At 68.4% G+C, this 19,944-nt stretch carries 17 protein-coding genes and 1 pseudogene; 11 read left to right on the forward strand and 7 right to left on the reverse strand.

Annotated elements, in window-relative coordinates:
• The 3 genes from GZ997_RS11205 to GZ997_RS11215 all read right to left on the reverse strand — a co-directional run.
• Positions 1-1,047 (reverse strand): ABC transporter substrate-binding protein (locus GZ997_RS11205; protein ID WP_162679941.1); only part of this gene is annotated, 1,047 nt, incomplete at its 3' end.
• 222 nt (positions 1,048-1,269) lie between these two features.
• Positions 1,270-1,992, reverse strand: coding sequence for a response regulator transcription factor (locus GZ997_RS11210; RefSeq protein WP_162679942.1), 723 nt, complete (start codon positions 1,990-1,992; stop codon positions 1,270-1,272).
• Positions 1,992-2,876, reverse strand: a complete 885-nt coding sequence (locus GZ997_RS11215; protein ID WP_162679943.1) for a HAMP domain-containing sensor histidine kinase — start codon at positions 2,874-2,876, stop codon at positions 1,992-1,994. Before GZ997_RS11215 ends, GZ997_RS11210 begins: the two co-directional genes overlap by 1 nt.
• A 565-nt stretch (positions 2,877-3,441) precedes the next feature.
• Here GZ997_RS11215 and GZ997_RS11220 point away from each other — a divergent pair.
• Positions 3,442-4,287 carry a glycosyltransferase gene (locus GZ997_RS11220; protein ID WP_343212333.1) on the forward strand — a complete coding sequence of 282 codons (846 nt, stop codon included), beginning with the start codon at positions 3,442-3,444 and terminating at the stop codon, positions 4,285-4,287.
• Positions 4,288-4,387: 100 nt separating this feature from the next.
• Here GZ997_RS11220 and GZ997_RS11225 read toward each other — a convergent pair whose 3' ends face one another.
• Positions 4,388-6,691, reverse strand: a complete 2,304-nt coding sequence (locus GZ997_RS11225; protein ID WP_238994433.1) for a hypothetical protein — start codon at positions 6,689-6,691, stop codon at positions 4,388-4,390.
• Between the two features lie 62 nt (positions 6,692-6,753).
• Between GZ997_RS11225 and pheA the strand changes: the two genes are divergently transcribed.
• A complete protein-coding gene (pheA, locus tag GZ997_RS11230) occupies positions 6,754-7,710 on the forward strand; it encodes a prephenate dehydratase (RefSeq protein WP_162679944.1) in 957 nt (318 codons plus the stop codon).
• 82 nt (positions 7,711-7,792) lie between these two features.
• On the opposite strand, the gene GZ997_RS12865 is transcribed toward pheA, so the two are convergent.
• Entirely contained in the window at positions 7,793-9,130 is a 1,338-nt protein-coding gene (locus GZ997_RS12865) for a diacylglycerol kinase family protein (RefSeq protein WP_238994434.1), read from the reverse strand.
• Between the two features lie 132 nt (positions 9,131-9,262).
• Positions 9,263-10,195: a hydrogen peroxide-inducible genes activator gene (locus GZ997_RS11245; protein WP_162679945.1), complete on the reverse strand. Its 933-nt coding sequence runs from the start codon at positions 10,193-10,195 to the stop codon at positions 9,263-9,265.
• A 158-nt stretch (positions 10,196-10,353) separates the two neighbouring features.
• Here GZ997_RS11245 and serS point away from each other — a divergent pair, with 158 nt between their 5' ends.
• Genes serS through GZ997_RS11260 form a run of 3 tightly spaced genes read left to right on the forward strand, consistent with a single transcriptional unit; the run spans position 10,354 to position 14,339 of the window.
• Positions 10,354-11,628, forward strand: a complete 1,275-nt coding sequence (gene serS / locus GZ997_RS11250) for a serine--tRNA ligase (RefSeq protein ID WP_162679946.1) — start codon at positions 10,354-10,356, stop codon at positions 11,626-11,628.
• Between the two features lie 60 nt (positions 11,629-11,688).
• Positions 11,689-12,702 (forward strand): HAD family hydrolase, encoded by a 1,014-nt coding sequence (locus GZ997_RS11255; protein WP_162679947.1) that lies wholly within the window; start codon positions 11,689-11,691, stop codon positions 12,700-12,702.
• Positions 12,699-14,339 carry an ABC transporter substrate-binding protein gene (locus tag GZ997_RS11260; protein WP_162679948.1) on the forward strand — a complete coding sequence of 547 codons (1,641 nt, stop codon included), beginning with the start codon at positions 12,699-12,701 and terminating at the stop codon, positions 14,337-14,339. The genes GZ997_RS11255 and GZ997_RS11260 overlap by 4 nt, the downstream gene beginning before the upstream one ends.
• Before the next feature lie 32 nt (positions 14,340-14,371).
• Here the strand turns inward: GZ997_RS11260 and GZ997_RS11265 are convergent, their stop codons facing one another.
• Positions 14,372-14,920, reverse strand: a complete 549-nt coding sequence (locus GZ997_RS11265) for a nitroreductase family protein (protein ID WP_162679949.1) — start codon at positions 14,918-14,920, stop codon at positions 14,372-14,374.
• A 293-nt stretch (positions 14,921-15,213) separates the two neighbouring features.
• Here GZ997_RS11265 and GZ997_RS11270 point away from each other — a divergent pair, with 293 nt between their 5' ends.
• The 6 genes and pseudogenes from GZ997_RS11270 to GZ997_RS11295 all read left to right on the forward strand — a co-directional run.
• Positions 15,214-15,705, forward strand: a complete 492-nt coding sequence (locus GZ997_RS11270; protein WP_162679950.1) for a MerR family transcriptional regulator — start codon at positions 15,214-15,216, stop codon at positions 15,703-15,705.
• Positions 15,706-16,172: 467 nt separating this feature from the next.
• Positions 16,173-16,634, forward strand: a complete 462-nt coding sequence (locus tag GZ997_RS11275) for a hypothetical protein (RefSeq protein WP_162679951.1) — start codon at positions 16,173-16,175, stop codon at positions 16,632-16,634.
• Positions 16,635-16,699: 65 nt separating this feature from the next.
• Positions 16,700-17,491, forward strand: a complete 792-nt coding sequence (locus GZ997_RS11280; RefSeq protein WP_162679952.1) for a DUF6571 family protein — start codon at positions 16,700-16,702, stop codon at positions 17,489-17,491.
• Positions 17,488-18,858 carry a DUF6571 family protein gene (locus GZ997_RS11285; RefSeq protein WP_162679953.1) on the forward strand — a complete coding sequence of 457 codons (1,371 nt, stop codon included), beginning with the start codon at positions 17,488-17,490 and terminating at the stop codon, positions 18,856-18,858. Before GZ997_RS11280 ends, GZ997_RS11285 begins: the two co-directional genes overlap by 4 nt.
• On the forward strand, positions 18,836-19,501 hold the full coding sequence (locus tag GZ997_RS11290) for a hypothetical protein (RefSeq protein ID WP_162679954.1): 666 nt from the start codon (positions 18,836-18,838) through the stop codon (positions 19,499-19,501). Before GZ997_RS11285 ends, GZ997_RS11290 begins: the two co-directional genes overlap by 23 nt.
• A gap of 120 nt (positions 19,502-19,621) precedes the next feature.
• Positions 19,622-19,944 (forward strand): annotated as a pseudogene (locus tag GZ997_RS11295) (hypothetical protein); the annotation flags it as partial.

The raw sequence follows: 19,944 nt of genomic DNA on the forward strand, positions 1-19,944 counted from the left end.
GGCGATCTCCTCGTCGAAGCGGGCGGTCAGGTCGGGCTTGGCTGCGGCGGCCGCGGCGAAGTCGTAGTCGATCAGGTTGATGTCGTCCAGGTTCGCCATCTTGTCGCTGGTGTCGGCGTCGGGGTTGGTCAGCACCTGGTAGGAGCCCACCGTCTGGCCGACGTTCTGCCCCTCGGCGGAGATGGCGAAGTCGATGTAGGCCTGGGCGGCCGCCTTGTGGCTGGAGCCCGCCACCAGGGCCACGCCGCCGACCTCATAGCCGGTGCCCTCCTCGGGGAAGGACACGACCAGGTCCGTCATGCCCTCCTCCTGGTACTTCACGCAGTCGTGGGAGAAGACCAGGCCGACGGCGGCCTCGCCGCGCCCGGCGATCTGGCCGGGGGCGGTGCCGGACTTGGAGTACTGCAGCACGTTGTTGTGCAGCCGCTTCATGTAGTCCATGCCGGCGTCCTCGCCACCCAGGCGGGTGACCTGGGTCCACAGGGTGGTGAAGGCCGTGCCGGAGGTGGAGGGGTGGGCCACGGAGATCTGCCCCTTCAGGGCCGGGTCAAGCAGGTCGTCCCAGGAGGCCGGGGCGTCCACGCCCAGCTTGTCCAGCTGGGACTGGTTGGAGCAGAAGCCGAGCGCGCCGATGTAGACGCCGGTCCAGTTGCCGTCGGGGTCCTTGTACTCGGCGGGGATCTTCTCCGCCTCGGGGGAGGTGTAGGCCTCGATCAGGCCCTGATTGACGGCCTCGCCGTAGCCATCCACCGGGCCGCCGTGCCAGACGTCGAACTCGGGGTTGTCCTTGGCGGAGGCCAGGCGGGCGACGGTCTCGCCCGAGGACAGGCGCACGTAGGTGGCCTTGATGCCGGTGGTCTCGGTGAACTTGTCGGTCCAGGCCTGGCACAGGTCCTCCATCGCGCCGCAGGCGATGGTGATCGGGCCCTCATCGGAGCCGGCGGCCGAGGAGCCGGAGTCGGTGGAGCCGGCGCAGCCGGAGAGGGCGAGGCCGCCGGCCATGACGGCCGCCAGCATTGCGGTGCCGTACCGCGAGAAAGTACGCATGGGAATGCCTTTCGGGAAGTGATGGCGCAGCTGTGCGCCAAGTCACCTCAATCATGCACGGCGGGGACGACGACGGCGATGGAACGACGGTCGCGAACTGTGACAGAGGTGTCATTGTTGTGGGCTGTTCTGGCCGTGTGGGCTGTGCTGGCCCGCCGAGGTCGGTTGAAGTTACGTGCCGAGGTCGGTTCCGTACGGGGGGCTGGTTGTCCTTCGGCCGACTCAGTCCCGGTCCAGCGGAGGCATGCGGTAGCCGCGTCCGCGCACCGCCACGACGACGTCTGCGGGCACGCCATGCGCCTGAAGGTGTCGGCGCAGCCGGTACACGGTGGTGCGCACCATCTCCCGGCCCCCGGAGTCGTCGCTGGTGCCCCACACGTCGTTGAGCAGCTCCTGCCAGGTGACGACGGCGTCGCGCCGCCTGGCCATGGCGGCCAGCAGGCGGGCCTCGGTGTCCGGCAGGGGGATGTTGCGCCCGGACCAGGAGACCCGGCCGGTCGCCGTCGATACGCGCAGGGGCCCATTGGTGATCGCGTCCGGGCCTGAGCCGGAGCGGCGCGTGACCGCCCGGGCCCGCAGCGCCAGCTCGCGGGGAGAGAAGGGCTTGGTGACGTAGTCGTCAGCACCCGCCTCCAGGCCGGCGATCCGGTCGGGCTCGTCACGCATGGCCGTCAGCAGGATGATCGGCACCGGGTTGCCGGTGCCGCGCAGTCGCCGGCACAGGTCGACGCCGGAGCCACCCGGCAGCATCACGTCCAGTACTACCAGGTCGATATCGCGGCTGGAGGCCAGCTCCCAGGCGGTCTCGGCATCGGGCGCCGTCACGCACTCGAAGCCCTGCGTCTCCAGCGCGAAGGAGACCACGTAGAGCATCTGCGGCTCGTCGTCGACTACGAGCGCAACCAGCTTTGGGGCTGGCAGGGCGGGAGGCGAGTCACTCGTCATCACACTGGTGCTCCATTCGCTGCTGCTCCATTCCTGGGGGCCGCATCCGGCTGAGGCGCGTCGGCCTGCATCGCGTCCGGGCGCAACGGCAGCGTCAGGTAGACGGTCGTGCCCCGGGCGGCGATCGTATCTATGAGCACGCGGCCGCCGTGCGCCTCCATGATCCGCTGCGTCACCATCATGCCCAGGCCTGCGCCGCGGCTCGACGGCGCCGTCAGGGGGTTGGAGGTCGCGTAGGGGGTGAAGGCGCGCCGCCGCTCCTGGCGGTTCATGCCGACGCCGTCGTCCATGACTGTGATGAGGGCGTCGTCGGTGTCGGCGCTGATGCGTACGGTCACCGGCGCGCCGTCGCAGTGCCGCAGCGCGTTGGTTACCGCGTTGGCGACCGCCTGGCGCAGCAGTCCGCGGTCGGCCTCCACCCGGACCGGCCGTCCGTGGTCCTCCAGGCGGATCGGGGTGTGCGCGGTGCGGCGCATCTCCTGGATGAGCTCGCGCACGAGGGCGCGCAGCTCGACGCGCTCGCGGCGCAGGGCGCGGACCTCATGGTCCAGGCGCGCCTCGGTGAGGAAGTCCTCGGCCATCTGGGAGGCGTCGCGGGCGTTGTCGAGGATCGTGGTCACGAAGCGGCGCTGCACCTCGTTGAGGTCGCCGGGGGTCTCCTCGTCCAGCAGCTCGGCGGAGGCGCTGATCAGGGCCAGGGGCGTACGAATCTCGTGGGCGAGGACGTCGCGCGGGGTGCTGCGCCGCTGGGCCTCCTCCCGTAGACGGGCATTGTCCCGGCGGGCAAGCGTCAGCGCCCGGCGCCAGCGCACGGCGAGCACCGTGGATACCACTACGGCCGTGACCAGGACCCAGCCGATGGCCACGTTGAGGAAGGTGCGCATGGGTTCCATCATGCCTGCTCGCCGGTACTGGGAATCTCCGGACCAGTGGTGCGCGTCCCGGCGTCGCGCATAGGCGGGGTACGCGCGGGAGCGGGTGGGGTCCGACGGCAGTCCCCGGGGCCCGCCGGGCGGGCCGGGCGCGGGGAGGCCGACGGTGGGGACCCGTCGCCTTTGACGTGCCCTTGGACCTGACCATGCCACCTTCCCTCAAAGTGTTCTGTGACATGTGTCACTAATATGTCTCGGCTCGGGGTGGCAAGACATTTCTGCCGCGGTTACATGGGCGTGATTGGGACCGAGGTCCTCTGACGTACGTTTGACCTGCGAGGACGCGCAAGGACCTGCCGACCCGGGCGTCTAATGACGCCATTCGCCGCGCCTCGGCCCGGCGGGGCGCGGCCCCCTCCAGCAGCATCCGGGTCGGCGGCGTCGGCAGGGCGCGGCCCCGAGGGCGTGGGGTGGAGGGCTGGCGTGTCCCGCTGCGCCGCGCGCCGCGAGACTGGACTGCAACTCCGGGGGCCTGTCTTCCCGGCCGACCCGCCTCCGATATGACTACCCTGGGGCCGTGAGCACGACGCCGCCATCTGAGCCGCTCCCCAACCAGCTCCCTGACCAGCGCGTGGCCGTCGTGATTCCGGCTAAGGATGAGGCCGAGCGGATCGCGGCCACGGTACGTGCCTGCCGTGCCATACCCCGGGTTGATCTGGTCGTCGTCGTCGACGACGGCTCCACCGACTCCACCCAGGAACACGCCCGAGCCGCCGGCGCCGTTACCGTTCGGCACGCAGTATCCCGCGGGAAGGCCTCCGCCATGGAGACCGGGGCGAGCGTCGTCGCCATGCGGGACTATGAGGACGGTCCCGCCCGTCTGCTGCTGTTCATCGACGCGGACCTGGGTGACTCGGCCGCTGCCTGCTCCCAGCTCGTCCCCCCGATTGTGGACGGCGTGGCAGACATGTCCATCGCCGTGCCGCCCAAGCAGGCGGGGGCCGGTGGCCACGGCCGGGTTGTGCGTGCCGCCCGCGCCGCAATCGCCGCAGCAACCGGGTGGGCGCCCGTAGCTCCGCTGTCGGGGCAGCGCTGCATCACTCGCGCCGCCTATGAGGCGGCCTCGCCGCTCGCGGAGGGATGGGGCGTAGAAGTCGGGCTGAGCATTGATGTGCTTTCCCAGGGCCTGACCGTGATTGAGGTCCCCTGCGATATCACCCACCGCGTCTCCCTGAATGACCGGGCCGGCCGCCTGCACCGCGCGGCCCAGTACAAGGACGTCATGCGCGCGGTGGCCTCCCGGCGCCTGCGCCGCGTCCGCGTCCCCGCGGACAAGCTCGACGACGCCGCTGTGCACGGCCAGATGCCCTTCCGCGCCTACCGCGCCTGGAAGGGTGAGCAGGCACCGGCGGCCGAGGCCTGACCCGGCCCCGGGGCGCACCCCGCCCGCGCCCCTCATCGAGTTCGACACAAGTAGTCACGTACCGAGTCCGGCACAAGTTGCAACAGTGCAGCGGGCGGCATCAGCGCGGGCCGACCCGGCTGCTCAATAGCAGCGCTGCCAGGGCCGGCAGCGCCGCTGCCGCCGAGAAGAGCAGCATCGTCAGGCCCGAGTCGTTGACGAGAACCTCAAGTACCACCAGCACCGCCAGCCCCCGCAGCGTCGGCCCCGGCCACGCGGGCGTCGCCGCCACCAGCCAGGCATAGGCGCCCACGCCCGCGCGGGCGTCGCGGACCGTCCGCCGCAACCACCAGGTGGCCGCACTGGCCACGCCCACACCGATGACGAGTGCCAGCAGCGCCAACGGGCTGGTGAGGAACGGGGCGGTTAGCGCAGCGGCCTTGCGGACCAGCGTCGCGCCCGCACGCCCATCCACCACCTGGCTCACGAACCCACCCAGGTGGGTGCGCGAGCCTGCGGCGTAGTCCGCGACCGCGAACGCGCCTACCACGCCCACGGTCACCAGTCCCACGCCTAGCCAGCGTCGCAGGCCGAGCCGTACCCCCGCCAACCCGGCCCCCAGGGCCACCAGCGCCGGCAGCAGGGTGAGCGCGCCGCCCACATCGGCCCCCAGCTGCGGCGCGCCGTCCACGGCGAGCGCAATAGCCCCCGGAACCCCCACCGCCACGGCCACGGCCGCACGCCGGCGCGTATGCGCTGTGGCAAACCGGTCGGCTCCGGCAGCCACGGCCACAAGCAGCGCCCCCGCCGCCAGCGCGAAGGCCGTGTTCGACACCCCGTAGAAGCGCCCGGCCACCACCGCGTTCATCCCCAGTGGCCCGTTGAACCCCAACGGGGCGCCAGCGGCGGCGTCCACCAGGAGCACCACCGGCCCCGACGCCGTCAGCAGCAGTGCGGCGCCAGGCCGCCCGAGCCGTGGCGCCAGGGCCAGCAGGGCGGCCGCCCCGGTCAGCACCCCCGCCGCAGCGGTCGCGGTCACGGCCGCCGCCATCGGCGCCCAGGCGCCGGCCCGCCACCACGGCAGCAGGTTCGACAGCCAGATCCCGGCGGGCAGGGCACTCGCCCAGCAGGCGGCCCAGCCTAGGCGCCCCAGTCGCCCGGACTGCGGGTGGCGCAGGCCGACGCCGACGGCGACCAGCACCGCCCCCGTGGCGGCGAGTAGCGCGAGGGTCATCGGGATCACGGCGCGGTTGGAGGCGACGGCGTGGACAGCGTCGTCGGCCAGGGCATCCACGGCGCCGAGGTCCGCGGCCGAGGCCGGGTCGGCCGCGCTCGTGGAGGGAGCGGAGGCGCCGGAGGACCCCGAGGCGGGAAGCGCCAGAACTCCACCGGTCAGCCCGGAGGCGGCTACGGCGTCCTGTCCGGCAACGGCTGCCAGCAGAGTCGGCGCCAAGTCCGTCAGCTGAATCAGGCCCCGCCGGTGCGTGGTCGGACCGACCAGGAGCGTGCCGTCACTGCCCCGCGGGGAGGTGGTGCCGGCGGGCAGGACAGCCAGCTGCGGGGAGGGGTCCTGCGGGTCGGCCACGGACACCACTACAACGCGCGCCGGCGCCGTCAGTTCCCTGAGCGCCTGCGCGAGCGCGTGGACTGCCCGCGCCGGCCCCGGTGGGGCGGTTGATGACGCCGATTCGGCGTCGGTGGCACCCGCCCCGCCCGGTGAGCCCGCGGTACTCATGAGGTCAACCAGGATCAGGTCCGGCTCCGCTGCAGTGCTGGCCGACGCGCGCTCGCCGGCGTTCTCCGTGCCGCCGCCCGCCGGGGCGGGTAGCACGCCCGGCTCGGCCGCCTCCGGCGGTCCGGCGGCATTGGTCAGTGCCAGGACCGCACCATCCCCGACGGCGGCGTAGCCGACCCCGGCTGCGTCCAGTGCCGTGGCCAGCGCTCCCGGCTCGGTCCCGTATCCATCGGCCTGCGCCAGCCGTGTCGCCTCCGCCCAGGAGCCGCCGGAGCATGCGGCTCCGGGCCCCGTATGGGACACGTCGGCCCGGGCGCGCATACCGGCGCCGAGAGTGACCCAGCCGTCCGCGGGGCAGGTGTTCTCCCCGATCGTGCGCTGAACCAGGTTCACCGGTGCATTCGCCGCCGCGTACTGCAGCACGGTGGCGGCATCGGCGGCCAGCTGCGGGTCGTCACCCGCAGCAAGCTCGCGCACCGACGCCCATGACAGCTCACTGACCCCGAGCACGAGGAGCGGCGCGGGAGCGGCGGATGCGGCTGGGCCGGGCGCCGCCGGGGCCGCTGACGGCCCGGGTGGCCCCAGCATCACCCCGGTCACCAGCGCCAGCGCCACCAGCACCAGTGCGCGGCGGACCTCCCAGGCCACGCCGCGCAACGGACGCGACCGGATGCGCATGGGCTCGCTCATGCGAGCAGCCTACGTGGGGTGTTCGGGCGCTTCGCCGGGGAATCGCGGGATAGCCTGGGCCCATGACGAGCCCCGCCCCTATCTGGTCCTTTCTCGGCCCCGGCGGCACCTTCTGCGAAACCGCCCTGCGGCAGGTGGCGCCCGCCGACGTCGTCCTCGACCCCTGCCAGGACGTCCCCACGGCCCTCGACCATGTACGCGACCGCAGTGCCGTCGCCGCCGTAGTTCCCATTGAGAACTCGGTGGAGGGGGGCGTGAATGCCACGCTCGATAACCTCGTGGTTGGTGCCCCCCTGGTGATCGCCGCTGAAATGGCCGTTCCCATTACCTTCGTGCTGGCAGGACGGCCCGGCACCCGCCTGGAGGACGTGCGCGCCATCTCGACCCACCCCCACGCCTGGGCGCAATGCCGTGGATGGGTTCACCAGCACCTGCCCGGCGCCGCCTACATCGAGGGCACTTCCACCTCCGCTCCCGCCCGAGCCCTGGCTGAGGCCGACTCAGCCAAGGCAGCGGGCCTCGAGTACCAGGCCGTGCTGTGCAACCCGCTCGCTGCCGAGCAGTACCACCTGAGCGTCATCGCCGGGGGAGTGGCGGACAACCCCGACGCCGTCACTCGCTTCGTCAAGGTCTCCCGCCCCGGTCGGGTGGGTGAGCCCACGGGAGCGGACAAGACCACCCTGCTGGTGCAGCTGCCACACAACCGGGCCGGCGCGCTGCTGGACATGCTTGAGCAGTTCAGCGTCCGCGGCGTGAACCTGACGCGCATCGAGTCCCGGCCCGTCGGAGACTCCCTGGGCCGCTACCGCTTCTCCATTGACGTAGAGGGGCACATCCGCGACGAGCGCGTGCAGGCGGCCTTCATCGGCCTGCACCGCACCTGCCCGTTCATTCGCTTCCTCGGCTCCTACCCGCGGCTGGACTCCCTGCCCGTGGTAGTCCCGGCCGGAACCAGTGACAAGGACTTCGTGGTGGCCCGCTCCTGGATGGCCGACGTGCTGGAGGGGCGCACCCTCTGAGGGGCGCGCCCGCCGCGGGGCGCCGCACCCTGGGCTATGCGGGGCGCCGCACCCTGGGCTATGCGGGGCGCCGCACCCTGGGCTATGCGGGGCGCCGCACCCGTAACGCCCCGGGCTGCACGCGTACCCGAACACCGCGCGTGGGGGCTACCAGGTCCCCGTCGATCTCCACGGCCGTCGGAAGATCCAGTAATACCCTCACCTCGCGTCCGCGCCGCAGCAGCACCTGGGCGGCCCGCCCAGCGGAGTAGGAGGCCGGCCGTGGCGGCAGCACCTGCCGCGCCAACGACGCCCAGCCCCACAGGCCACGCACCGTGTCAATGGCCGCAACATCGAGCAGGCCGTCGTCCAGGCGCGCATCGGGCAGCAGCGTGATGCCGGCGGGCAGCTTCCCGCCATTGGCAATCAGCAAGGTGCGAGCAGTCAGCCGCTCAGTGCGCACGACCCCGGGAAATGCGGGAGTCGCCTCGGGGACGAGACAGACCAGTCGGCCGGAGTCGTCCGCACCAACGCTCCCACGAGCGTCACCCGCATCCGCGGTTCCCGCAACGGCGGTACCGGCAGTGGCGTCTTCCCGAGCAGCGCGGCCGGCGCCCGCGGCGGGCGCTTCGGCCGACGCGTCGGGGCCCGCCCCGGCCACGGGCCTTCCGGCAACCTCCGCGACCGCGGCCATGGTGCCGCCTGTGACCCCTAGTACCAGGCCCATTCGCCGTCGGCCCAGGTTCTCCAGGGCGGCGAGGCCATAAGCTCCCCAGCTCAGCCGTGCCTTCAGGGCCGGGCGCGTGGAGGCGACCAGGCCGGCGTCAAAACCGATACCCGCAACCACCAGGCAGGCATGCTCGCCCCCCAGTGTGGGCCGGGCCCACCCCTGTGGCGGCTCGGGGATCTCATCGCCGTGACCGCCATAGCCGTGGCCGCCACGAGCGCCGTCGGCACTAGCGGCTCCCCGCGGCGGTGCCGCGCCCACCGGCCCGGAATCGTCAGCAGCGGTCAGCGGGCCCGTGTGACCGGCGGGCTCGGTTCGCACCCACAGCAGGTCGGTCGGTGTTGCGCGTCCGACGGCGGCGATATGCGTCAGCGCTTCCCAGTGCCGCAGCGGTAGCCCGAGGTTGCGGGCCGCCAGATTGGCCGTCCCCAGCGGCATGACGCCCAGCTCAACCCCGGTCCCCGCCAGGCCCGCGGCAACGGAGCGCACCGTGCCGTCACCACCGGCGGCTACCACGAGCCCGGCCCCCGAGGCGACGGCGAGTCGGGCCTGGGTGGCGCCGGTCTCACGGGCTGAGGTCTCTAGCCACACGGTGCGGTAACCCGCCTCGTACAGTGCGTCGCCCAGTGCCTGTCTGATGGCGCGTGTAGCGGCCGGCTTGGCGGGGTTGATGACGACGGCGGCAACAGGCGCCGGGTCGGTGCCGGCGGTCATGGGGCAAGGCTACCGGCACGCTCCCCTCACCGTCCCGGATAGTTGTGCCCGCAAGTACCTCGACCGGCTGCGGCACATCGCATGTGCCGGCCCAAGTGCGTGATGAGCGCCAGCCTCGCGGTGGTGGGCGGGCTAGGAGCCGACGACCTCGGCGAGGGGCAGGCCGGCCTGTCGGGCCAGGCCGGTGATGATTTCCGCCAGCTGCGTGAAGTCGGCGCCGCGTGAGGAAGAGCTGCGGTGCACTAGGCCGATGTGCCGGGTAGGCGCCGGCGTGGCGAAGCGCACTACGGCATATCCCTCCCCGGAGAGCAGGCGCACCGCCCCCTCTGGGATAACCGTGACACCGGAGCCATTGGCGACCATCTGCACCACGGTGGACAGTGTGGTGGCCACTGCGGAGGGCGGGTTGGTGCCGTAGCGCTGGCACAGGGCCAGGGTCTGATCTCGTAGGCAGTTGCCCTCGTCGAGCAGCAGCAGTCGCTGCCCGTCCAACTCGGAGGGGAGGACGTCGTTGCGGCCCACCCACGGGTGGTCAGCAGGAACGAGCGCTACTAGCGGCTCGTCATACATGGGGATGGCCGTGGAGTGAGGCAGGTCGACGTCGGTGCTGATGATGGCCGCATCAAGGCGGCCCTGCGCGAGCATGTCCAGCAGGTCGCCGGTGACCATCTCCCGCAACTCGGGGTTCAGCAGGGGCAGCTCCCGGCCGAGCCCGTCAAGGATGAGCGGTACCAGGTAGGGGGCAAGAGTCGGGATGATTCCCAGTCGCAGGGTGCCGGCCAGAGCGGCACCCTGATTGGTGACCGCCTCGTTGAAAGACTCTGCGGCTAGCACGGCCTCACGCGCATAGGGCAGCAGTGCCTGGCCCAGCGGGGTGACCAGGACGCGGCGGGTGGTGCGTTCGACTAGCTCCCCGTCCACGCGCTTCTCCAGCGCGGTGATCGCCTGCGACAAGCTCGGCTGGCTCACGCCCAGGGCCGCCGCAGCCTCACCGAAGTGCTGGTGGTCGCACAGCGCGACGAAGGCCCTCAGCTGGGAGAAGGAGGGAAGAGTGGTGGTGGGCATGAGCGGTCCTGAGTCCGTAGCACGATCCGACCGGATGGGTCGGGGGTAGAAATCGGGGTTGGCTTATTGGTATTGACTGTAGATCACGCCCGCATGGTTCTCATGCTGTTTGCGGTCTAGACCCTCTGTGCTGCGGTTGCCTGGTTAGACTCGCCCCCATGATCGATCTGCGTGCGCTTCGTGAGAACCCCGAGCCCTTCCGTGCCAGCCAGCGTGCCCGCGGCGCCGACGTCTCCCTGGTCGACCGCGTCATTGAGGCAGACGAGGCGCGCCGCACCAGCCTTGCCGCTTTCGAGTCCCTGCGCGCCGAGCAGAAGACGGTCTCCCGGTCGGTCGGCAAGGCCGCCACCCCTGAGGAGCGCGAGGCCGCCCTGCGGGGCGCAAAGGAACTGGCCGAGCAGGTCCGGCGGGCGCAGGCTGCTGCCGACGCCGCCGCCTCAGAGCTTGACGAGCTCACCTCCCGGTTCCAGAACCTGATCGAGGGCGCCCCCTCCGGCGGCGAGGAGGACTACGTGGTCCTGCGCCATGAGGGCCCCAAGCCGCGCGACTTCGCAGCGGAGGGCTTCGAGCCGGCGGATCACCTGGCGCTCGGCGAGGGCCTGGACATCATCGACACGCGCCGCGGCGCCAAGGTCTCCGGCGCCCGCTTCTACTACCTCAAGGGCTGGGGCATGCGCCTGGAGCTGGCCCTGATGACCGCCGCCCTGGACAAGGCCGTAGAGCACGGCTTCATCCCCATGACCACCCCCACCCTGGTCACCCCGCAGGTGATGGGCGGTACCGGATTCCTCGGCGCCCACAGCGACGAGATCTACTACCTGCCCGCCGACGACCTGTACCTGACCGGCACCTCCGAGGTTGCCCTGGCCGGCTACCACACCGATGAGATCCTGGACCTGTCCGCTGGGCCCAGGCGGTACATGGGCTGGTCCACCTGCTACCGGCGTGAGGCCGGCGCCGCCGGCAAGGACACCCGCGGCATCATCCGCGTGCACCAGTTCAACAAGGCGGAGATGTTCTCCTACTGCCGTCCCGAGGACGCCGCCGAGGAGCACCAGCGGCTGCTGGCGATGGAGGAGGAGATGCTCGCCCTGGTGGGCCTGCCCTACCGGGTGATCGACACCGCCGCCGGCGACCTGGGCTCCTCCGCCGCCCGCAAGTTCGACTGCGAGGCCTGGCTGCCCACCCAGAACCGCTGGATGGAGGTCACCTCCACCTCCAACTGCACCACCTTCCAGGCGCGGCGGCTGTCCATCCGGGAGCGCCGCGACGGCAAGACCGCGCCCGTGGCCACGCTCAACGGTACCCTGGCCACCACCCGCTGGATGGTCGCAATCCTGGAGAACCAGCAGCGTGCGGACGGGAGCGTCGTCGTGCCGGAGGGCCTGCGCCCCTACCTGGGCGGCCTCGAGGTCATCGAGCCGGTCGCCTGACGTGCGCACCATGTACGGCGATAGCGCGGCGCGTCCCGCCTCCGTCCGGCTGGTCATCTAATGCCGACCCGGAACGACGACGGCGCCCCCCTGATCGGCTCGGCCGCCTGGAACTCCCAGACGGTCGGCGTATACGGGCCCGGATACGACCGCCCGCTGTCTCACGACGACTACCACGCGCTCGTGCGCGCCCGCATGGCCGACCTGGACCGCCTGGAGTCCGACGGCGCGGGTCCGGGCGGTCGGGCGCACCTGTTCCCTGATGAGCGGCTGGTGGTGGCCCTGGACGTGGACGGCACCATCCTGGACCTGGACGGTCGCGTCTCCGAGCGTGTTATGGCTTCGATCGCCCGTATGCGCCACTACGGCGTGCAGGTGGTCATCGCCACCGGGCGCGGCATCACCGCCGCCCTGCCGGTGGCCCGCCGGATCGGGCTGACCGACGGGTGGATGGTGTGCGCCAACGGAGCCATAACGCTGCGGATGAACCCGGCCGCCCCGGGTGGCTACGAGGTTGTGGACTCGCGCACCTTCAACCCGGCGAATGCTATTGACGCGCTGCTGGAGGCGGTCCCGGACGGGATCATCGCGGTGGAGGAGCTGGGCGCCGGCTTCCGCGTCTCGCGGCCCTTCCCCGACGGGGAGCTGATTGAGAAGCAGACGGTGGTCCCCCTGGAGGAGCTGCGCCGAGGGGAGGTCACCCGCGTGGTGCTGCGGGCCCCGGGCATGCCGGTGGACGAGTTCAGCGCCGTCGTCGGGCGGGCCGCCCTGCACTCGGTGGAGTACGCGATCGGCTGGACCGCGTGGCTCGACGTCGCCCCGCAGGGCATTACGAAGGCCTCCGCCCTTCAGGCGCTTGTGACCCGGCTAGGCACCGACTCCGGCCACGCCATCGCCGTGGGCGACGGCACCAACGACGTCGAGATGCTGCGGTGGGCGGGGGTCGGGGCCGTAATGGGCTCGGCGCCGCAGTGGGTTAAGGAGCAAGGGGACATCGTTACCGATACGGTATGGCACGATGGTTGCGCGGCCGTGTTGGACGCAATCGTTGAGAGGACTCGGAGGAGCTCATGAGATCGTCGCGGACCGCCCTGCACCGCACCGCCGCCCACCTCGCCCCCGCAGCGGCGGCGCTGCTGCTGCTCACAGGCGGCCTGACCGCCTGCTCCACGGGCCACGACGTCGATCCCACCGCGTCCTCCACGGACCCCTGTGCGGCGCTGGCCGGCTACGGTACCTTCCCCGACGGCACCACGGTCACCATCGCCACCGCCTTCACCGGTACGGAGGCGGAGCGCTTCGATGCATCCCTGGAGCAGTTCGAGGAGTGCACCGGCATCGACGTGGTCCAGAACGGCTCGGACGATCTGGAGGCGGTGCTGCGGCAGACGCTGGAGGAGCCGGGAGCCGGTGACGATCCGGAGGCGGACCCGGCCGACGCAACGGGTGCGGAGCAGCCGCCGACCGGCACCCTCCTGCCGGACCTGGCGGTGGTTCCCCAACCCGGATTGGTGAGTGATCTGGCCCGTGCCGATGCGCTCGCTGGTATGCCGGACTCGGTTGGTGCGAACGTGGAGCTGGGCTGGGACCGTTCCTGGATGGAGGCGGGATCGGTTGACGGCGTTCTGTACGCCGCCCCGCTCATGGCGTCGGTCAAGTCCTTCGTCTGGTACTCGCCGGTCGCCTTCGCGCAGGCCGGCTACGAGGTGCCCACGACCTGGGATGAGCTGGTTGCGCTCACCGCGCGGATTGCTGCCGACAATGCCGCCGACGGCGATAGCACGTCCGCGGACGGAGACGGCGAGAAGGCCGAGGACGCGCAAGACAGCAGTGCTGAGGAGAGAGGTACCGACGCCGTCGTCACCCCCTGGTGCCTGGGCGCTTCCGACGGCGACTCTACCGGCTGGGTAGTGAGTGATTGGCTGGAGGATGCGCTGCTGGCGACCGGTGGAGTCGGCGCCTATGACGCCTGGGCGGGCCACGCCGTCGCCCTGGATGATGCCTCCGCGGTGGGTGCCCTGGACGCGGTGGGCGACCTGCTCCTGGCCGACGGGCATGTTCCCGGTGGCGGCGTGCAGGCAGTGAATACCACGGTGGAGGAGGCCGGCGCACAGCTGCTGGATGGGTCCTGCTACATGCTGCACGCCTCCTCCGGGTATGAGAACCTGCTGCCCGAGGGGGCCGAGGTCGTCGCCGTCGGTGGTGCCGCGGGCTCAGGTACCGCCGCGACCCAGGCCACGGCCACACCGACGTACGCGGTGACGGGTGGGGTTGTCTCCGCGTTCCTCGTCCCGGGGGTGGCTGACGACGACGCCGGCGCCCCGGTGATCGTAGGCGGCGACTTCCTGGTGCAGCTGTCCGCGGGGGCATCCGCCGCAGGGGAAGCCGCGGAGGCCGGGGCCGATGCCGATGCCGTTGCGGCGGTAATGACCTACCTGTCCAGCGCCGAGTGGGCGCAGGCACGGGTTGACCTCGGTGGTGTGGCCACCGCCAACCGGAGCGTGGACGCCTCACGGATGCGCTCCGACGTCGCCAGGCGCGCCACTGTGCTGCTGCAGTCGCGTCAGTCCGTGATCCGCTTCGACGCCTCCGACTCGATGCCGTCGGGAGTGGGCACGGACGCTTTGTGGGGAGCCCTGACCCAGTGGACCCGCGGCGAACTGGACTCCAAGGAGGCGCTTGCCCAGGCCGAGGCCGCCTGGCCCCAGTGAGCGGCACCTGGGTGGCGAAGTCAGACGGAGGTCTAGAACCCCTCGTAATGCACGTCGTCCCAGGGCAGGTCGGAGTCGGTGTAGGCAGGCTTAAGCTCGCCCTTCTCTCCGATAGCCACGAGGTTCAGCACCGTGTAGCCGGACGGCACCCCCAACAGCTCGCGGATCTCCTTGTCGGAGGTGTCGTGACGCCCTGTCCTGTTCCGGATCTGTACCCAGCATGCGCCCAGTCCGTACTGTTCTGCGGCAAGCAGTATGTAGGCCGAGGCGATGGCGCCGTCTTCGATCCAGAATTCGGCTTGGCGCGTGTCGGCTGTCTTGACCATCGTCACGATCACGGCGGCCGCGCCCTCCACTTGAGAGCCGCCCAGTGTCTTGCAGGCACCGACTTGCCGAATCATGTCCGGATCCCTCACAACGATGAACTCCACCGCGTCGTGCCCGAAGGAACTCGGTGCCGTCAGGGCCACGCGCATGATTTCTCGGATCACCTCGTCGGCGACGGGCTCGCCGCGGTAGCGTCGTATAGACCTGCGCCGACGGGTGAGTTCGAATAAGTTGTTGTCCAAAGTGTCCTCCATAGTGGGTATGGTGTATTTGTGTGTACTGGGTCGGCTGCAGGAGTGGTGTCGCTTAACGCTTCTACCTGGACGGCGGTGAAACTGTTCGCGTTGAAGTAGTTGCCCACCTGTTCGCCGAGACGCGCTCGGTCACCATCTCGTCGGTGACCCCGTCCTTGATCCGTGCGATGAAGATCTGCCTGTCATGCTGCTCCTTTGGGTGTTGCCGGGCTTGGTGCCCGGCGCCACAAGGGCAGGTGTACACTTGAGACCATGGTCTAAGGCAAGGTCTTGGGGCAGATCGGAGGTGCTTCATGCCGGACGGCAAGACATACACGGTGAAGGATGTGGCTGAACGGACGGGCGTGCCTGAGACCACTCTGCGGTATTACGGAAGGCGCGGTCTGCTCGACTTCGTGGCACGTAATTCAGCGGGCGTGCGCATTTTCACGGGGAACGATTTTGAGGCTCTGTTCATCATCCATACTCTAAAGGAGACTGGCATGTCCCTCGCCAGCATTAAACATTTCATGGATCTATATTTTGAGGGTGATTCGACAATAGCGGAGCGGCGTCGAATGTATGAGGATCAGCGTCATAAGACGCGCATGAAAATTGCTGCGCTGGAGAGTGCGCTCGAGATCCTGGAATATAAGTGCTGGTACATGCAGGAGGCTGAGCGGCGTGGTGATGCCTGGTGGTTCAGGCGCCTGTCGGAGCGGGACGTTCCCCAACGAGTTCGCGATTTCTATGCAAAGGTGGGCGGCTACGCCCACGAATCCGCGCAGGGATGCGCGTATATGTAATTCGGTAGCCAGTGGCCGTCGCGCCCCGGGCTGATGGTTCTTGGTTTAGATGCGGGCAGCGGCCGGGGTTTCCGGCTGCGTTAGCGAGCAGCGCTGCCTCCATCAAGCCCGCTGCAGTTCACTGCCTCGGCCGCCTCGCGCGACACCGCGCAGCGGTCAGCAGGTGTGACAAGCTCGCCGCCCGCTACCAGGTGGCCATCGACGTCGTAAGCGTCGACCACTGTATTAAGCCGCCCGCACGTGACGAACCCGCTGCTCCGGGTAGGGGTTTAGGCCCTGGGTGGGTGGCTGTGTGCCGGGTGGCAAGGCGGCGCTGGTGGTCGCACCTCGCAGCAGGCGTAAAGGTGTGGTAACGTCTCGGTGTCGTACACGTCCTTGCGTGTTGCTCGCGTCGGCTGGTCTGCGGTGCATGGGGGTGGACTAGCTGTATTGTCCGGGCCCTGTCCCGGAGGAGGGAGTGTCTGGTTATGTCTTTGCCTGTCGACTCTGGCGATAATTCGTTGTTGGGCTTTGGATTGTTGGGTGACTCGTCATGGAATCCTAATTTGCCCGACAGCTCGGGCATGGTGGAGAACTTGAAAAAGCAGGCGATTGAGAAGGTCAGGAGTCGGGCGGATTCGGCGCGGGGCGTGCTGGCTGTGAATCCGTCCACGTCGCCGTTGGCTGGGGCTATGCGTGCGGGTGGCGGGGCTATGTCCTTTCCGTCGTCGCAGGTGTCGCCTGCGGTTGGATTGAGCGCGTTCAGCGGTGGATTGTCCGAGGTGTGGTCCTCGCCCCTGGCCGATGACTTCGGTACTGATATTGATACGAGTGTTTTCGCGGTACGCGATGCTGTGGATGATATCTACGAGAAGGCCAATAACGCCTGGTGGGGCCAGGATGATCGGGTTCCCAAGGGTAGTGATGAGGGCAGTTCCAAGTGGAGGTGACCTGTTGCTCCTTGGCGGGGCTCGGATCGGATCAGGCAATAGCGAATGATTAGGAATTAGTGACTGTGACTTATGTGAGTATGGATGCAGACGGCGTGCAGGGTTTCATTGATGCCTTGCAGTCCTGGGTGGATGACGCCGAGGTTGAGCGGTCTGACCTGTATAACCTCAGTAGTAGCTGGGAAGAGGAGCCGGTGGAGGGGGTTGAGGAAAAACTCTCTGTCACTACTCCCTACGCGCTGGGATACACCCGGGCAGGGTCTGGGGACGCCTTTGCGGCGTTTGGTGGCAGGCCGGCGAGTATGGCCGATGCGTTAGGGTCTCTCCAGCAGCTTGTTAATGATCTGCAGACCCGCCTGGATGAGGCGATCGCCATGAACGACTCCGGTATTACCTTCGGGACCAGTCGGGAGGGCACGGTGTGCTACTGGCTGCCTGATGGTGTTGAGGACACCACTGCGAACGTCAAGGCCTACAACAGCGGTTCGCTGGGTGACGGCGCCAAGGACGCGGAAGCGCTGCAGCAGGCGATGGGCAGCAAGGACGGGACCGCCGAGGACGGCCGCACTGTCGACGAGATCATCGCCGACATGGCCAAGAAACAGGACATCGACATCTATGGTGCTGCATTCGTCAACACCGTGGGCGTAGATACCTACTTGGATCTGGTCCAGAAGGTGCAGGCGCGCAACACCCACTCGACGGCGAGCAGCGGCACCTCACAGTATGAACACCCAACAAGCGAGGATGAGGCGGCTACTGATTCTGTTGTGAACACGATGGGGCACATCCTGGCTGCGGCATCTCACCAGGAGTCACTGGTCCTCGGCTTGCGGCCGCCATGGAGGCGGCAGTGACCGACGATGGCCACAAGGGGCGGACCGCCGCGATGAATGCGCTTCTGTCGGTAGAGGGCCTGTACTACGACTCAGGGTTCCTGGTCGATTTGGCGGATCGGATGGAGGAGTTGCCGTATGACGGGACACGTCCGGCCTTTCCCATGCCCGGTGGCAAGGTGGACGAGTATGGTCCGGTGTTCACCCGTGACAGCCTCGACCCGCTTCACGGCGTGTTGACCGCAATGGGCACTAACACCGAGGCCGCGCTGGACTATCTGGCGCCGGAGGACGGGGGATCGGTAGATGACGCCGGTAACTGGGGTCCCAGTCAAGCCTCGGTGGAGCGCTGGGAACTGCTCACTAACCGAACCTGGGATCCTGATCAAGGCATTGATGCGCTGACGACCGCGATGGCCGGCGCATCCGCGCAACGGGTGCCTTCCGACAGCACCACGGACGAGCGCGCCGCGTGGGCGACCGGTGAGGCGATGTCTTACCTAAGCAGCATCGACGAAGAGGCATTTACTCAGACGGGCCGGAACAATGTCGCCATTATATTGGGAAACTCTATGGCCGACATTGCGGATGTCATCGGGGGCAATGCAGACAACTCGGGGGCGGTTTTCGTAGGGGATGCGACGCGTCCTGCAGTGCTGCCCGGGAATCACGAGTCCGACATACGTGCGCTGACCCGCGTGGCCGGTATGGAAGAGAGCTCGCTGTTGATCCTGTCCAACGCGGTTGGACGCTACTCGACGGCGCGTAATCAGGCCATCCTCGATCAGTACCCCGACGCTACCTTGGGTGATGGATCGGGGATGGATGAGGCGTTCAAGACCGCCAGCAGGAATGATGGGGCGCTTCTAGGCTTCATCGAGCAGTCCGCCGTCAAAGCACTGACCGAGCACGGTCACAGTGAGGCGCATGCCAAGGAGCTTACCGCCTCGACTGTGCTGGGTGCCTTCGGCGCGGGCTTATCCGTGGTTCCTCATCCGGGGGCTCAAGTCGCGTCGGTTGTGGTCACTGCGGCGACCCCGGGCTTGACCGAGCAGGTGAGCCAGTTCGACCTGACACAGGTGGAGAATGCTGAGGACTTGTCCAGGGCAGCCCAGCAGGAGGCCTTCCAGGCGGCCATGGCGCAGATCGCTAACGCGGGAAGGCTCCCCGACGCTGCCTATATCGACTATAACGAGAAGGATCTCGGCGACCTCTACGATTGGATGGACGACGATCATCAGATCGATCTGAACATGTTGCTGTCCGACTCCGCCTACAGGAATCAGTTCAACCACTGGATGGAGAGCCCCGACGTCCCTTCGTCTGATTTGGAGATCCAGTTCAGCGACGGTATCGAAACCGGCCATGAGTACGCAAATAGAGAATAGCGAAACAGGGGATGCTGTGAAGCGTACTTTTTCCGAACGATTGTGGGTTTTGGCTAATCGCGCGGGGGCGCCCTTGGTGGTGTCTTTGACGATTGTGGTGCTTACACTGGTGGGTCGCCTTGCTTGGTGGGGGTACCAGCAGCTGCCTCCTCCGCGTCCCAGCGAGCCATACTGTTTGGTGCTCACCGACAAGGATGTTGTTCCACTTATAGACGAGGCAACGAACGTATATGGTCTCGACGAGCAAATGACCGAGTCTTATTGGACCTGTGGAATCAATGGTGCTCATAAGCGAGGCCTCTACATTCAGGCAGCTCGGGATGCAGACGATGTTCTTCTCCAGTATAAGGAGATAGGTGTGTCGGTGATGGATACTGTGTCTGCGAGGCCTGGAGCTCGTGTCCAGGCGGTAGGGGATGCGAGTGTGGTGTCCTGGATTCAGGGAGGGGATGCCTTCGCCGGGTGGTTTGAAGGTACTGCTGCCGTCGTATTCTCCACCACTCGAACCAATGATGATGCTATGGCTGCGATGCATATTCCTTCGCTGGAGCAGATTGCGATCGAGCGTGGCGCGCAGCTTCTGGATGATATTGGGTTTGCGCCCACGTCTTCGCCTACGCCGGATCCGTATTGGACGCCTTGAGTCGCCCATGGGCTTGTAGTCGCACTGTTTGCCACTGTCGTACCTACTGTTGAGGAGATCATGCATATGGGGTATTTAACCGGTACATCCTCGGGTCGTCTGTGTCGTCCGCTGACGGCTATGTCCGCGCTGCTGCTGGCGTGTGGGCCTTTGGTGGCGTGCTCGCAGGACTCTGGCGGCGCCTCGGGGGTGCCGACCTATGATCCGGCGGCGGTTGCCTCGGTCAAGGCTTCGGAGTCGGCCGCGGCAGCCCAGGCGTTGGCGTCGGCCGCTGTTTCCGCTGAGGCGGCCGGCGTGGTGACCGCGGAGTCGCTGTCCACCGACCGCTACCAGGTCACCTCCATCCCCGAGGACCTGGACGAGCTGCAGACCGAGATCCTGAAGGCCTTCATCCACTACGACCAGGTCACCTGGAACATCTGGTTCACCCGCACCGGCATCGA

The sequence above is a fragment of the Actinomyces sp. 565 genome (assembly GCF_010365615.1).
Taxonomy (GTDB): Bacteria; Actinomycetota; Actinomycetes; order Actinomycetales; family Actinomycetaceae; genus Actinomyces.

Excerpts from the sequence above, each read along its gene's own strand:
- GZ997_RS11210 (WP_162679942.1), bottom strand. The coding sequence starts at position 1,992 with ATGACGAGTGACTCGCCTCCCGCCCTGCCAGCCCCAAAGCTGGTTGCG.
- GZ997_RS11215 (WP_162679943.1), bottom strand. The coding sequence starts at position 2,876 with ATGCGCACCTTCCTCAACGTGGCCATCGGCTGGGTCCTGGTCACGGCC.
- GZ997_RS11225 (WP_238994433.1), bottom strand. The coding sequence starts at position 6,691 with ATGAGCGAGCCCATGCGCATCCGGTCGCGTCCGTTGCGCGGCGTGGCC.
- pheA (WP_162679944.1), top strand. The coding sequence starts at position 6,754 with ATGACGAGCCCCGCCCCTATCTGGTCCTTTCTCGGCCCCGGCGGCACC.
- GZ997_RS12865 (WP_238994434.1), bottom strand. The coding sequence starts at position 9,130 with ATGACCGCCGGCACCGACCCGGCGCCTGTTGCCGCCGTCGTCATCAAC.
- GZ997_RS11245 (WP_162679945.1), bottom strand. The coding sequence starts at position 10,195 with ATGCCCACCACCACTCTTCCCTCCTTCTCCCAGCTGAGGGCCTTCGTC.
- serS (WP_162679946.1), top strand. The coding sequence starts at position 10,354 with ATGATCGATCTGCGTGCGCTTCGTGAGAACCCCGAGCCCTTCCGTGCC.
- GZ997_RS11255 (WP_162679947.1), top strand. The coding sequence starts at position 11,689 with ATGCCGACCCGGAACGACGACGGCGCCCCCCTGATCGGCTCGGCCGCC.
- GZ997_RS11260 (WP_162679948.1), top strand. The coding sequence starts at position 12,699 with ATGAGATCGTCGCGGACCGCCCTGCACCGCACCGCCGCCCACCTCGCC.
- GZ997_RS11265 (WP_162679949.1), bottom strand. The coding sequence starts at position 14,920 with ATGGAGGACACTTTGGACAACAACTTATTCGAACTCACCCGTCGGCGC.
- GZ997_RS11270 (WP_162679950.1), top strand. The coding sequence starts at position 15,214 with ATGCCGGACGGCAAGACATACACGGTGAAGGATGTGGCTGAACGGACG.
- GZ997_RS11275 (WP_162679951.1), top strand. The coding sequence starts at position 16,173 with ATGTCTTTGCCTGTCGACTCTGGCGATAATTCGTTGTTGGGCTTTGGA.
- GZ997_RS11290 (WP_162679954.1), top strand. The coding sequence starts at position 18,836 with ATGAGTACGCAAATAGAGAATAGCGAAACAGGGGATGCTGTGAAGCGT.